The organism is Christiangramia qingdaonensis, from assembly GCF_048381525.1.
GTDB lineage: Bacteria > Bacteroidota > Bacteroidia > Flavobacteriales > Flavobacteriaceae > Christiangramia.
Genome location: NZ_JBLWIM010000012.1, coordinates 391469 through 404711, shown reverse-complemented (window position 1 = coordinate 404711; position 13243 = coordinate 391469). Strand labels below are relative to the sequence as shown.

12 protein-coding genes and 1 tRNA gene are annotated in these 13243 nt (G+C 37.7%); 8 read left to right on the top strand and 5 right to left on the bottom strand.

The genetic code is table 11. The features are described 5' to 3' along the window. Together rnr and ACNI3T_RS06730 are read left to right on the top strand one after the other, a co-directional pair. Positions 1-1888, top strand: a 1888-nt coding sequence (gene rnr / locus ACNI3T_RS06735) for a ribonuclease R (protein WP_418227165.1), incomplete at its 5' end; no start/stop codon positions are given. A gap of 86 nt (positions 1889-1974) precedes the next feature. Next, positions 1975-2700 (top strand): LysE family translocator, encoded by a 726-nt coding sequence (locus ACNI3T_RS06730; RefSeq protein ID WP_418227164.1) that lies wholly within the window; start codon positions 1975-1977, stop codon positions 2698-2700. Between the two features lie 37 nt (positions 2701-2737). On the opposite strand, the gene ACNI3T_RS06725 is transcribed toward ACNI3T_RS06730, so the two are convergent. The 3 genes from ACNI3T_RS06725 to ACNI3T_RS06715 form a co-directional block, all read right to left on the bottom strand. Beyond that, a tRNA-Cys gene (locus ACNI3T_RS06725) sits at positions 2738-2811 on the bottom strand. 50 nt (positions 2812-2861) lie between these two features. Beyond that, on the bottom strand, positions 2862-3218 hold the full coding sequence (gene folB, locus ACNI3T_RS06720; RefSeq protein ID WP_418227163.1) for a dihydroneopterin aldolase: 357 nt from the start codon (positions 3216-3218) through the stop codon (positions 2862-2864). A 44-nt stretch (positions 3219-3262) separates the two neighbouring features. Then, entirely contained in the window at positions 3263-3976 is a 714-nt protein-coding gene (locus ACNI3T_RS06715; RefSeq protein WP_418227162.1) for a ZIP family metal transporter, read from the bottom strand. 110 nt (positions 3977-4086) lie between these two features. Here ACNI3T_RS06715 and ACNI3T_RS06710 point away from each other — a divergent pair, with 110 nt between their 5' ends. The 4 genes from ACNI3T_RS06710 (at position 4087) to ACNI3T_RS06695 (ending at position 6871) form a co-directional block, all read left to right on the top strand. Beyond that, positions 4087-5766, top strand: coding sequence for a glutamine--tRNA ligase/YqeY domain fusion protein (locus ACNI3T_RS06710; protein ID WP_418227161.1), 1680 nt, complete (start codon positions 4087-4089; stop codon positions 5764-5766). A gap of 124 nt (positions 5767-5890) precedes the next feature. Further along, a complete protein-coding gene (locus tag ACNI3T_RS06705) occupies positions 5891-6271 on the top strand; it encodes a YtxH domain-containing protein (RefSeq protein ID WP_322301593.1) in 381 nt (126 codons plus the stop codon). Between the two features lie 7 nt (positions 6272-6278). Next, on the top strand, positions 6279-6638 hold the full coding sequence (locus ACNI3T_RS06700) for a phage holin family protein (RefSeq protein ID WP_418227160.1): 360 nt from the start codon (positions 6279-6281) through the stop codon (positions 6636-6638). Beyond that, positions 6638-6871, top strand: coding sequence for a DUF6327 family protein (locus tag ACNI3T_RS06695; protein WP_418227159.1), 234 nt, complete (start codon positions 6638-6640; stop codon positions 6869-6871). Before ACNI3T_RS06700 ends, ACNI3T_RS06695 begins: the two co-directional genes overlap by 1 nt. Here ACNI3T_RS06695 and ACNI3T_RS06690 read toward each other — a convergent pair. Both ACNI3T_RS06690 and gltX read right to left on the bottom strand, forming a co-directional pair. Next, a complete protein-coding gene (locus ACNI3T_RS06690) occupies positions 6868-7872 on the bottom strand; it encodes an SPFH domain-containing protein (protein ID WP_418227867.1) in 1005 nt (334 codons plus the stop codon). The two genes, ACNI3T_RS06695 and ACNI3T_RS06690, sit on opposite strands and share 4 nt — an antisense overlap. Before the next feature lie 107 nt (positions 7873-7979). After that, positions 7980-9497, bottom strand: coding sequence for a glutamate--tRNA ligase (gene gltX, locus ACNI3T_RS06685; RefSeq protein WP_418227158.1), 1518 nt, complete (start codon positions 9495-9497; stop codon positions 7980-7982). Between the two features lie 111 nt (positions 9498-9608). Here gltX and ACNI3T_RS06680 point away from each other — a divergent pair, with 111 nt between their 5' ends. Together ACNI3T_RS06680 and ybeY are read left to right on the top strand one after the other, a co-directional pair. Beyond that, on the top strand, positions 9609-12821 hold the full coding sequence (locus tag ACNI3T_RS06680; RefSeq protein ID WP_418227157.1) for a DUF4175 family protein: 3213 nt from the start codon (positions 9609-9611) through the stop codon (positions 12819-12821). After that, positions 12802-13236: an rRNA maturation RNase YbeY gene (gene ybeY, locus ACNI3T_RS06675; protein WP_418227156.1), complete on the top strand. Its 435-nt coding sequence runs from the start codon at positions 12802-12804 to the stop codon at positions 13234-13236. The genes ACNI3T_RS06680 and ybeY overlap by 20 nt, the downstream gene beginning before the upstream one ends. Positions 13237-13243: the final 7 nt, after the last annotated feature.

The window sequence follows — 13243 nt, the reverse complement described above, 5'->3', positions numbered from 1 at the left end:
CTTTATTGCAAATAAAGATCTAAAATCAGCTTTTGATGGTGATACAGTCGAGATATACATTTATAATCGCCGTCGTAATAAGAAAAGTGAAGGTGAAGTTGTAAATATCACTAAACGTAAGCGAACAGAATTTGTTGGAACGCTTCAGAAGAAAAAAGATTTTGGATTTGTGGTAGTGGATGACAAATCCATGTACACAGATTTCTTTGTTTCGGCGAATAAAATGAATGGCGCTGAAGATGGAGACAAAGTAGTAATCCAGTTCGAAGAGTGGCCAGATAAGGCTGATTCGCCTTTTGCCACGATCACCAGAGTGCTTGGTACTCCTGGAGAACATAATACAGAAATTCATTCTATACTTGCACAGTATGGTCTTCCTCATGATTTTCCTGAAGAGGTGGAGGAATACGCTAATAAGATAGATACTTCTATCAACGAGGATGAGATCGCTAAAAGAAGGGATATGCGTGATATTCTTACTTTTACGATAGATCCAAAAGATGCAAAGGATTTTGATGATGCTCTAAGTTTTAGAAAACTTGAGAATGGTTATTATGAGATAGGAATTCATATTGCAGATGTATCGCACTACCTGCAACCTGGAACTATTCTCGACGATGAGGCTTATGAACGTGCGACATCAGTCTACCTGGTGGATCGCGTTGTACCAATGCTTCCTGAAATACTTTCTAACAACGCCTGTTCATTAAGACCGAATGAGGAAAAATTTACTTTTTCTGCGGTCTTTGAAATTAACGATAAGCTTGAGGTAAAAGATCAGTGGTTTGGAAGAACAGTAACCTATTCAGACGAGCGTTTTGCTTATGAAGAGGCTCAACATATTATTGAAACCAATGCTGGTAGTATTCCAAAAGATATTTCAATTCGTGAAGATGCCTATTCAGTTAGCGGTGAAGTAGTGGATGCTATTTCCACGCTGGACAGGCTCGCTAAAAAGATGAGAAGCCGTCGCTTGCGTAATGGTGCAATTTCTTTTGATAAGGTAGAAGTGAAATTCAACCTTAACGAGGAAAATGAACCAGTGGGAGTTTTCTTTAAAACTGCCAAAGATGCGAATAAACTTATCGAGGAATTCATGTTACTCGCTAACCGAAAAGTGGCTGAATTTATTGGTAAACAAAAGCCGAAAAAGACTTTTGTGTATAGATGTCATGATGAACCTAATGAAGAAAAACTTGCTTCTCTACAAAGCATCGTTGGTAGATTTGGACACAAACTGAATCTCACAGACCGTAATTCCACAACCAGTTCTTTAAATAAACTTCTGGAAGATGTGCAGGGTAAAAAAGAACAGAACATGGTGGATACTCTGGCAATTCGTACCATGAGTAAGGCCTATTATAGCACAGAAAATATTGGACATTATGGTTTAGCCTTTGATCACTATACTCATTTTACTTCTCCTATTCGAAGGTATCCGGATGTTATGGTGCATAGATTGCTTCAACATTATCTGGATGGTCATAAATCTGCCAGCGAAGAAGAGTACGAAGACAAATGTAACCATAGTAGTGATCGTGAGTATCTGGCTACCAACGCTGAACGGGATTCTATTAAGTTCATGCAGGTGAAATTTATGATGGATCACCAGGATGAAGAATTTCTGGGAGTAATTTCCGGAGTTACAGACTGGGGAATCTTCGTGGAGATCGTCGAAAATAAATGTGAAGGAATGATCAGGTTACGGGATATGAACGATGATCATTATGAGTATGATGCTGATGAGTTTGCTGTAACTGGTAAGCGTACCGGTAAAACTTTTACGTTAGGTGATGAGGTTTACGTAAAAGTTAAGAATGCAGACCTCGTGAAACGTCATTTAGATTTCACATTATTAGGTAGCAGAGCAGATGTAGAAGCAAATTAGTAGGAAAAGGTATGCTTTCAGGCATTAATTGATATATTTACTTTAAAAGCCACAAAAAGTTTACATTTGCAAAACAACTTAACTGTATGTTACAGGACGTTTTAGCTGCCTTACCCTTAGGTTTCTTTCTGGCATTTCTATTTGGACCGGTTTTTTTTGTATTACTGGAAACCGCTGCTATAAAAGGGTTTAGAGCTGCTATTGCATTGGATTTTGGGGTTATCTTCGCTGACTGTGTTTTTATAACCATCGCTTATTTTAGTACAACCAAGCTACTGGAAAGTCTTAAAGATGATCCCGCTCTATTCATTTTTGGGGGTATGATCCTCGCTACCTATGGCTTAATGACCTTTGTGCAATCTAAGAAATCTCTGCAAACAGATGATAAGACCCCTGAAATTAGAAAGCTAGGTAAAAGTGCCTATTTTAGCTTGTTCGTTAAAGGATTTCTACTGAATTTCATCAATATTGGCGTGCTTGGTTTCTGGCTGGGAGTGATCATTGTTTTTGGTCCCAAACTGGATATGCAAGTGGATAGAATAGGAATATTCATTTCTACAGTGCTTATTACGTACCTAATTGTGGATGTAGCCAAGATCTTACTGGCAAAAAAGCTAAACCGGAAATTAACACCCAACCGAATCTACATAATGAAAAAGTTCATTAGTTGTATACTGGTGATCTTCGGGGTGGTCCTGATCTTTCAGGGACTCTTTCCAGATCAGGTAGATGAGATCAAAGACCAGATCGAAGAAATTACACCAAGTGATTCTTTGATCGGTTATCTGGATTTTACGAAAAAAAATGATTGAAAATAAAAAAAGCTTCCTGAATCAGGAAGCTTTTTTTTGGAGGCATCGAGCGGATTCGAACCGCTGTACAAGGTTTTGCAGACCTCTGCCTAGCCACTCGGCCACGATGCCCTTTGCGGGATGGCAAATGTAATAAAAAATTTAAGTATCAAAACTAAAATCTACCTTGATTTCTGCATGCTTACAGTAACCATAGCAACATTACCTCCGATAGGTGGGTTGATCTTGGAAACTTCTACTTCAGCTTGCTGAACCATAATTAGTTCGCTAAGAATACGCGTTAAAATCCTATCAGCAACCGTTTCCAGTAATTTGGATCTAATCGCCATTTCCTGCTTAACAATATGATTTAGATGGACATAGTCGATGGTATCTTTTAGTTCATCTGTCTTTGCAGAATGGGAAAGATCTCCATAAACTTTAAGGTCTATCTGGTATTCGCTTCCAATTTTACTTTCTTCATCAAGACATCCATGATAAGCGAAAGTTCTAATATTCTTAAGTGTGATTACTCCCAAAACTTTTTATACAAAGATATGTTTCCTGAAGAATAGAGGAATTATTAAATTAATTTTTCTCCAATCATACCTATCAAAAAACCAAGATTAGCACCTAAAGCAGGTATCCATGCCCGTTTCAGCTTTACATTTGGGGCGATATCCTGAAATATGAGATATAATATTCCACCACCAGCAAATACCATCAGGAAGGCCGTGACTTCAGGTAGGTTCGTTAGAAATTCATAACCGAGCAGCGCACCTATAACTCCGCTAAAGCTCAATGCAAATAGTATTCCTAGTGCTTTTTTCGATTTCATTCCAGATCTAATTAGATCCTGGTAAGAATTGAAAGATTCAGGTAAGTTCTGTAAACCTATGAATGCGGCCAGTAGGGTACCAGTCTTAGGATCTGTCGCGAATATTGCACCTAAGGCTATCGCTTCCGGTATAAAATCCAGGAGCATTGCCAGTAATTGCGATAAAGTACTTCCAGATCTTTCTAGTTTCCGGTCTATTAAAAACACAATCAGGGCACCGGCTATAAATGCCAACAGCAAAACAGGGAGATCCAGATCTTCCATTCCTCGTGGTATCAATACCAATGCAACGGCACCCATAAGAATACCTCCTCCAAAAGCCGTAATAAAATGGGTTATTTCTTTCTTTCGATTGGTCCTGTCTGGATTGCTTCCGAAGTATTTGGAAAGCAAACCTCCTACAAATACTGTTATTCCCGAAAGTGCTGAGTATAATATGATTTTGTACAGGTCATCCATATTTTAATCCGTCATTTTAATTCAAGTTATCAATTTTAAATATACTATTGTTCGCATGCTGTCTTTATCGATTTAAAATTTGATAAATTTGCAGCTTATTAAAACAGGTTATGGCAGAAGCTAAAAAGTCCCTCAATTTCATTGAGCAAATCATAGAAGAAGATCTTAATTCTAATTATTCAAGAGAAGAACTCAAATTCAGGTTTCCTCCTGAACCCAATGGGTATTTGCATATTGGTCACGCATCCTCGATTTGTTTAAATTTTGGATTGGGTGAAAAATATAATGCACCTGTAAATTTAAGATTTGATGATACGAATCCTGCAAAAGAAGAGCAGGAGTATGTAGATGCTATCAAAAGAGATATCGAGTGGTTAGGTTTTAAATGGGCTGAGGAATGTTATGCTTCAGATTATTTCCAGAAGCTTTACGACTGGGCGGTAGAAATGATTAAAAATGGAGATGCTTATGTTGATAGTCAGACTTCAGAAGAGATCGCAGAACAGAAGGGAACACCTACTGAACCTGGAACGGAAAGTCCGTATAGAAACCGTTCAGTAGAAGAAAACCTGGAGCTTTTTGAGCAGATGAAGAATGGTGATACTCCTGAAAGAGGACACGTTCTTCGCGCAAAAATCGATATGACGTCTTCTAACATGCTAATGCGTGACCCGATCATGTATCGTTGTTTGCATAAGGATCACCACCGCACTGCAGATAACTGGAAGATCTATCCAATGTACGATTGGGCGCATGGACAGTCAGATTTTATTGAGCATGTTTCTCATTCGTTTTGTACTCTTGAATTTTTACCACATAGAGAATTATATAACTGGTTTCTTGACAAAGTCAGCAAACAAGGTGAATTTGAGCCAAAACAGCGAGAATTTGCACGTAGAAACCTAAGTCATACCATTGTAAGTAAACGTAAATTATTACAACTTGTAGAAAAAGGTTTTGTAGACAGCTGGGATGACCCTAGAATGCCTACGATCTCGGGATTGCGAAGAAGAGGCTATACCGCTGGTGCTATTCGAAAGTTTGCCGATTCGATTGGCGTTGGAAAACGTGAGAATATGATTGATGTTTCACACCTTGAATTCTGTGCCAGAGAAGATCTAAATAAAATAGCTCCAAGGGTTATGGGTGTTCTTGATCCTGTTAAACTGGTAATTACGAACTATCCTGAAGGAGAAGAAGAATGGCTGGAAGCTGAAAATAATCCTGAAGATGAAACTGCCGGGAGCAGAGAAATTCCATTTTCACGCGAACTATTCATTGAAAGAGAAGATTTCAAAGAAAGTGCAAACCGTAAGTTTTTCAGGTTGACACTAGGAAAAGAAGTACGCCTTAAACATGCATATATTATTAAAGGCGAGGAGGTTGTAAAGGATGCTGAAGGAAATATTACTGAAATTCATGTTACTTACGATCCTAAAAGTAAAAGTGGAAGCGGTTCTGAAGAATCCCTTCGGAAGGTGAAAGGTACTTTACACTGGGTTTCTGTTAAACATGCTGTTGAGGCTGAAGTTAGACTTTATGACAGGTTATTTACTGAAGAAGCACCAGATGGACATAAGGAAAAAGATTATCTTGAGTTTGTAAATCCCGAATCACTAAAAGTAGTGACTGGTTATCTTGAGCCAGGCCTTAAGGAGGCAAAACCTGAAGATAAGGTACAGTTCCAGAGAATAGGATATTTTTGCGTAGATAAAGATTCCACGAGTGAAAAACCTGTTTTCAATCGAACCGTCACTTTGCGCGATTCATGGGCTAAAATTAAGTCTTAAACTTATTTTCAGGCTATTTAAGAATAATTTAGCATTGAATTTTTAACATATTAACCGGTTATTAACAAGCTAGGGTGAATCCATCTGCTATCTTTGAGTTTTAATAACCTAAAATCAATAACTTATGGCAAGTACAGGAAATACATTATTAGCATTAATTACCGGAGCAGCAATTGGAGCTGGTGTTGGTTTACTTTATGCCCCAGATAGTGGAGATAAAACTCGCAAGAAACTTAGGGATGATGCTCAGAACGCACAGGACAGACTGAATAAGAAATATAACGAAACTTCTTCTAATCTTTCTGAAAAAGCTAAAAAAGCAAGAACAGATTTCGAAGCAAGACTGGAAGAGACTTTGTCGTCAGCAAGTCACAAAGCAGATGATATTCTATCTGCAATGGAGTCTAAATTAGAGGAACTCAGAAAGCAAAATTCTAAATTGCAGAAAGATAAGCCTGGAACCTCCTCTGGATCTGGAAACACTCCAAATAAAGCGGTAGTATAATTTCTGTATGGCATTTGAAAAACTTTCTAACAACGTAGACGACTTAAATCATAATATACAGGCATTTTTACATAGTAATGCTGAGTATTATAAACTTAAAGCCTTTAAACAGGGAATGAAAGGAGCAACATCGCTCGTTCGCTTCCTCATAATGGGTTTTTTGCTAAGCATTGCTGGGATCATGTTATCCTTTGCTATTGCGATTATTATAAGTCAGGCAATTGGTGTACCCAGCTCCGGTTATTTTATCGTAGGTGGTTTTTACCTTATCGTTGGGATATTGATTTTTATTTTTGGAAAAGAACCAATAGAAAAATTGATACTTCAGAAGTTTTCAAAGGCAGTTTTTAATGATAAAAATGATTAATGAGAGTTTATTCATCCTTTAAAGATATAGACAAGGATCTTAAGATTTTGAAATTACAAACAGAGATCGATAAAGAGGAGATTCGCCTTAGTATGGATCACACTAAAGAACAAATGACACCAATGTCATTGCTGGGAAGTGGTGTGGGTTCGATAGTTCATAAAATTTTATCTATACGTGCGGTTTCCAAGATTATGGGTATTAAAAGAACCGATTTGGATCATAATCTTTAATCATCATACATAAAAATTAAAGCCCCAATCGGGGCTATTTTTAATGCTTCATTTTCGTTATTCCTCTTTTGCTCTTCTATTTTTTTTTTGTTCTGTTCTTTCATCGCCTCCCCAATTTGGTTAGAAGCGGTAAAGGACGCAACCATATTGTTCAGCATTTCACTACCTGCCTGTGGAGAATTAGGTAAGAGAATAAGATTTGAATTCGTTTCTTCACCAATGGCCTGTAAAGTATCATAATGTTGCGTAACCACAATAAGGGCAGACGCTTCCTGAGAATTGATACCTACATTATTCAAAACATCCACGCTTTCTTCCAGTCCGCGTGCGATTTCTCGTCGCTGATCGGCAATTCCCTGACCCTGTAAGCGCTTACTCTCGGCTTCTGCACGGGCTTTCGCGACGATCTTGATACGATCTGCTTCAGCATCATATTCTGCTGCAACCTTTTCTCTTTCCGCAGCATTAATCCTGTTCATGGCAGCTTTCACCTGTACATCAGGATCTATATCTGTAACCAGGGTTTTGATAATATCATATCCATAAGACTGCATCGCTTCGTTCAATTCACGATTCACAGCAATGGCGATGTCATCTTTACGCTCAAAAACGTCGTCCAGCTTCATTTTAGGCACTTCTGCGCGCACAACGTCAAAAACATAGGCTGTTATTTGGTCATGCGGACTTTCAAGCTTGTAGAAGGCATCATAAACGTTATCTTTTCTTACCTGGAATTGTACAGAGATTTTCAGTTTTACAAATACATTGTCTTTGGTTTTAGTTTCCACCAGAACATCCAGTTGCTGAACTTTTAGATTGATCCTTCCTGCTACCTGATCAATCAGGGGAACTTTTAATTGTAATCCGGAATTCCGGATACTGGTAAACTTTCCGAAGCGCTCTACAACTGCTGAGGTTTGCTGCCGAACTACAAAGATTCCTGAGAATATAAGTAGTAACAGAATAATGGCAAGTATGGGTATTAAGACAAAATTTATTATGCTAATAGAATTTTTTACTGAAATTAAGCATTCTTCAGCATTTATTCAGCATAAAAAAAGCCGATAAGATCAAGTTTCTTACCGGCTTAAATAATATTCAGAATCAATTATCCCAACGTTTCAATGGCTTTAGTAAGCCTGCTTAATGTTTGTTGTTTTCCAATATAGCTTGCAATCTCGTAAACGTCTGGTCCTTGTAATGCTCCAACCAGCGCGAGACGTAAAGGCATCATTACCTTTCCAAAACCAATCTCCTTGCTTTTTATCCAGTTTTTGACTTCAGCCTGTAGTTGTTCGGTTTCAAAATTATCCTGTCCTTCCAGGAAGGTTTTTAATTCATTCATTAATTCCGCTGAACCTTCTTTCCATGCTTTTTTAGCATCTTTTGGTTCGAAAGAAGTAGGGGAGATGAAGAAGAAATATCCCTGATCCCAGAGATCCTCTACAAACACTGCTCTTTCTTTGATCAAGTTAACTACGTTCTTAACATAGGATTCTTCTACCACGATCTCTTTTTCCTTCAGGATCTTTTGATATTCCTTTGTAACCTTCGATTCATCTGCTTCCTGCATATAATGCTGCTGGAACCATTTTGTTTTTTCAGGGTCAAATTTTGCACCTCCTTTATGTACTCGTTCCAGTTCAAAAGCGCTCGTTAATTCCTCCAGACTAAAGAATTCCTGCTCTGTTCCAGGATTCCATCCTAAAAATGCCAGCATATTTACTACCGCTTCAGGATAGTAACCCTCTTCTTTGTATCCTGTAGAAACATCCCCAGTTGCTGGATCGTTCCACTCAAGAGGAAATACCGGGAAGCCCATTTTTTCACCATCTCTTTTGCTTAATTTCCCTTTACCCTGAGGTTTCAGAATAAGTGGTAAATGGGCAAATTCTGGAGCGGTCCATCCGAACGCACGATAAAGCATATAATGTAAAGCGAGAGAAGGCAGCCATTCTTCACCACGAATTACATGCGTGATCTCCATCAAATGGTCATCCACGATATTGGCGAGGTGATAGGTTGGCATTCCATCACTTTTAAATAGAACCTTATCGTCAAGTATGTTGGAATCAATTTCCATATCCCCTCGAATCACATCTTTTAAATGCAAGGTTTCATCTTGCGGAGATTTAAACCTAATCACATAAGCATCCCCGTTTTCAATTTTCTCCTTTGTCTCTTCGGAAGAGAGGGTAAGGGAATTATTGAGCTTTTCCCTGTTATGCCAGTTATATATAAAGGTTTTACCTTTTTCTTCGTGATCCTTTCTATGTGCGTCTAGTTCTTCTGAAGTATCAAAAGCATAGTATGCGTTTCCAGATGCTATCAATTCTTCTGCATAAGCACGATACTTATCTTTTCTCTCGCTTTGCCTGTACGGTCCGAAGCCTTTCTCCTTGCCCGGCCCTTCATCGTAAGGGATTCCGCACCAGTTCAGGGATTCGATAATATAATCTTCGGCTCCATCCACATACCTGTTTTGATCTGTATCCTCAATACGAAGAACGAAATCACCACCGTGTTTTTTGGCAAATAGATAATTGTATAAAGCGGTTCTTACACCACCAATATGTAATGGTCCCGTAGGGCTCGGAGCAAATCTTACTCTAACTTTAGAAGACATAAAAAGTGAATTTTAGTGCAAAGATACAACCTTATTCAAGCATTCCTAAACTCAGCCAATTACTAATTAAAGTGTCTTAATTATCGTATTTTTAAACAAACTATAGAAGAAGTGACCAGCAATTTTGATCGCGTAATTTCCAGGCTTGATGCTTTCATTCGAAAATATTATTTCAGCCAGATCCTAAAGGGCTTGATGCTCTTTGCAGGTATTGGGTTGTCGTATTTTCTCCTAATCGGAAGCCTCGAGCACTTCTTCTGGTTTAATGAATCTGTAAGAGCATTCCTGTTCTGGTTGTTTATCGCCATAGAAATTGCCCTTTTCATTTACTTTATTGGGATACCTCTTTCGAAACTTTTTAAACTACGGAAGGGAATAGATAAAGAACAGGCTTCAGAAATTATAGGAACACATTTTCAAGAAATAGGGGATAGGTTACTCAATTTATTGCAACTGGGTCATACTTCTGAAAGATCTGAATTACTTATAGCAAGCATTGATCAAAAAGCTAAGAATTTAAAAATCTTCGATTTTTCTGAAGCAGTTGAGCTAAAGAAGAACCGTAAATATTTACCGGTTGTAATTCTTCCTGTACTGATCATATTTGCTTTGCGGATCTCTAATATCGCTCACGTTTTTACTGAGGGTTTTAACAGAATAAGTAATTATGATCAGGCGTTCGAAAAGCCGGCTCCATTTCAATTTTTAGTACTGAATGATAAACTGGAAACATTTCAGAATTCAGATTTTGAACTGGTAGTACAGATTAAAGGAGACCAGATTCCTGAAGAGCTGCATCTTATTACAGATGACTACAAACGTGTTCTTACTGCAGTAGGGAATGGACGCTTTGTTTATAAGTTTGAAAATGTAGACAACTCTCTACAATTCAAATTACATGGTGCTGATATAAGTTCTAGGACTTATAAGTTGAAGGTTTTGGCACTACCGTTGATCACAAATATGGAAGTTGAGGTGAGTTATCCCAATTATCTAAATTTAGATGAGCAGGTATTCAAAGGTATGGGTTCCTTTCAGGTGCCTGAAGGTTCGAAATTAACCTGGAGGTTTTCAACTATAGCTACAGATTTTGTACAGTTCACGATTAATGACTCAGTCCGCAACCTATCAGTAAATGATCATCAAGCTGAAATAGAGCATCAAATTTTTAGAGATTTTGATTATTCTGTCAGTTCTTCTAACGCTTTTACAACTGAACATGAAAAGTTAGATTATCAAATTGAAGTAGTGCGCGATCTTCACCCGGAAATAGCTGTGCAAAGCACAAGAGATAGTTTAGACTTACAGCAGACTTACATCAAAGGTCACGTAGAAGACGATCATGGAATCTCACGATTGCAGTTGGTTTATTATCCGCAAGATTCGATTCAGAAACAGCAGACTCAAAATTTAGAAATTAGCTCAGCTCTTGTGGATGAATTCTACTATAGCTTTCCCAATAATTTGCAACTTGAACCTGGTATGTCATATTCCTATTATTTTGAAGTATTTGATAATGATGGTGTAAATGGAGCTAAATCGAGCAGGTCAGAGATCCTTAATTACCGAAAGATCACCAAAACTGAAAAAGAAGATCAAAAACTGCAGAAACAGCAGAATTCTATCGAGACGATTTCCGAAGAACTGGAACAATTCAGAAGGGATTCGAATGAACTGCAAGAGCTTCAAAGGATAGACAGGGAGAACAATAACTTGAATTACAACGAGAAGCAACGGCTGAACCAATTTTTAGAAAGGCAGAAGATCCAGAATGAGTTAATGCAAAAGCATAGCAAGGAACTTCAGCAAACTATAGAAGAACAATCTAATGATGAACCATCCTCAGATAAAGAAGATCTAAAACAAAGGCTTGAGGAGAATGAGAATAGCCTGAAAGAGAACGAGGAATTATTAAAGGAACTTCAGGAGTATTCTGATAAAATTGAGAAAGAAAATCTTGGAGAAAAGTTGGAGGATCTGAGTAAAAATAATAAGAACAATGAGCGTAATCTTGAGCAGCTTCTGGAACTTACCAAACGATATTATATAGAAGAGAAACAACAAAAGATAGCTCGGGATCTGAATCGTCTAGCCAATGAACAGGAGAAAATATCGAACGTTCCTGAACCAAGTTCAGAGGAACAGGAAAATCTAAATAATGATTTTGATAGAATTCAGGAGGAATTAGATGCCTTATCGAGAGACAATCAGGAATTGAAAAAACCAAAATCCTTAGCTCGCGATGAAGCCATAGAAGAGGAAATTTCAGAAGATCAAAAGAAGGCGTCAGAACAATTACAACAGCAAAAGAATGCCAGCGAGGAACAAAAGGATGCTGCTAAGAAAATGCGGCAATTGAGTTCTAAAATGCAACAAGCCGGTATGCAGGCACAAATGCAAAAGCTGGAAGCAGATGCTAAAGTACTACGCGAAATTTTGGATAATCTTGTAAGATTTTCTTTGATACAGGAGGATCTTATGGAAGACTTCAAAAGTATCAAACAAACAAGTCCGGCTTATGCGTACAAACTTAATGATCAAAGCGAACTTCGCGAAAACTTTGAACATATAGATGATAGTATTTACAGCCTGGCGCTACAAAATCCTATGTTCTCAAATAAGATTACTTCCAAACTTACCGACATAGATTTTGATATAGAAAAGTCGCTGGAACGACTTGCTGAAAATCAAATAGGGCAGGGAACCGCTAGCCAGCAATATGTTGTTACCGGGGCAAATGATCTTGCAGTTATGTTATCTGATGTTCTGGATTCGATGCAGGAGATGATGTCCAATCCTCAATCTGGTTCTGGTGATGGACAGGACTTTCAATTGCAACAGATCATCGATGAGCAAAAAGAACTTCAGCATGATATGCAGCAAAATATGGAGATTCCTGAAAAGTCTGGAAAGCCTGGTCAACAAAATTCTGGTGAAATATTTGAGATATATAAACGCCAGCAGAATATAAGAAGGAAACTAAATGAATTAATGGAAAACGGGTCATCTGACGCTCTAGAGAAAACTATGGAGCAAATAGAGCAGGACCTTCTGGACAAGGGTTTTGATTCGGAAATTTTGGAAAGAATGAAGCAGTTGGATTATGAGTTAATGAAAATGAAGAGCGCTGCACAAAGTCAAGGATTTGATAATAATCGGAAATCAAACTTGAATACCCTGAACTACCAGAATGAGCTTCAAAACCAGATAAATACCGCTAAAGATTATTTCCAATCGACTGAAATTTTAAACAGACAAGTCTTACCTTTGCAGCAAATTTACAGATCTAAGGTCAAGGAATATTTTGGTAAAAGGAACAATTAATTTTTTTAATGAAAATAGTTACAATCTCATAGATGAGGAACTGTTTCAAGACTGGTTATTCAGACTTGCAAAATCTGAGCATAAGAATATAGGCGAGATCAATTATATTTTTTGTGATGATGAGTACTTACTGGAGATCAACCAGAATTATTTAGATCATGATACCTATACAGACATTATCAGCTTTGATAATACTGTAGGTAATTCTCTAAATGGAGATATTTTCATTAGTACAGAGAGAGTAGAGGAGAATGCTAGGGAATATAATGTAGATTTTCTTCAGGAACTGAAAAGAGTTATAGCTCACGGTATGTTACATCTTTGTGGATATAAGGATAAATCTGAAAGTGAAAGTGAATTAATGCGACGTAAGGAAGACGAGAAAATTGAAATGTTCCACGTGGAACAATCGTAAAGAAAAG

What these genes read in the sequence shown, in the direction of transcription:
- ACNI3T_RS06715 (WP_418227162.1), bottom strand. Translation starts at nt 3,976, where the DNA reads ATGGATGACCTGTACAAAATCATATTATACTCAGCACTTTCGGGAATA.
- ACNI3T_RS06700 (WP_418227160.1), top strand. Translation starts at nt 6,279, where the DNA reads ATGGCATTTGAAAAACTTTCTAACAACGTAGACGACTTAAATCATAAT.
- ACNI3T_RS06705 (WP_322301593.1), top strand. Translation starts at nt 5,891, where the DNA reads ATGGCAAGTACAGGAAATACATTATTAGCATTAATTACCGGAGCAGCA.
- gltX (WP_418227158.1), bottom strand. Translation starts at nt 9,497, where the DNA reads ATGTCTTCTAAAGTTAGAGTAAGATTTGCTCCGAGCCCTACGGGACCA.
- ACNI3T_RS06710 (WP_418227161.1), top strand. Translation starts at nt 4,087, where the DNA reads ATGGCAGAAGCTAAAAAGTCCCTCAATTTCATTGAGCAAATCATAGAA.
- ACNI3T_RS06695 (WP_418227159.1), top strand. Translation starts at nt 6,638, where the DNA reads ATGAGAGTTTATTCATCCTTTAAAGATATAGACAAGGATCTTAAGATT.
- ACNI3T_RS06730 (WP_418227164.1), top strand. Translation starts at nt 1,975, where the DNA reads ATGTTACAGGACGTTTTAGCTGCCTTACCCTTAGGTTTCTTTCTGGCA.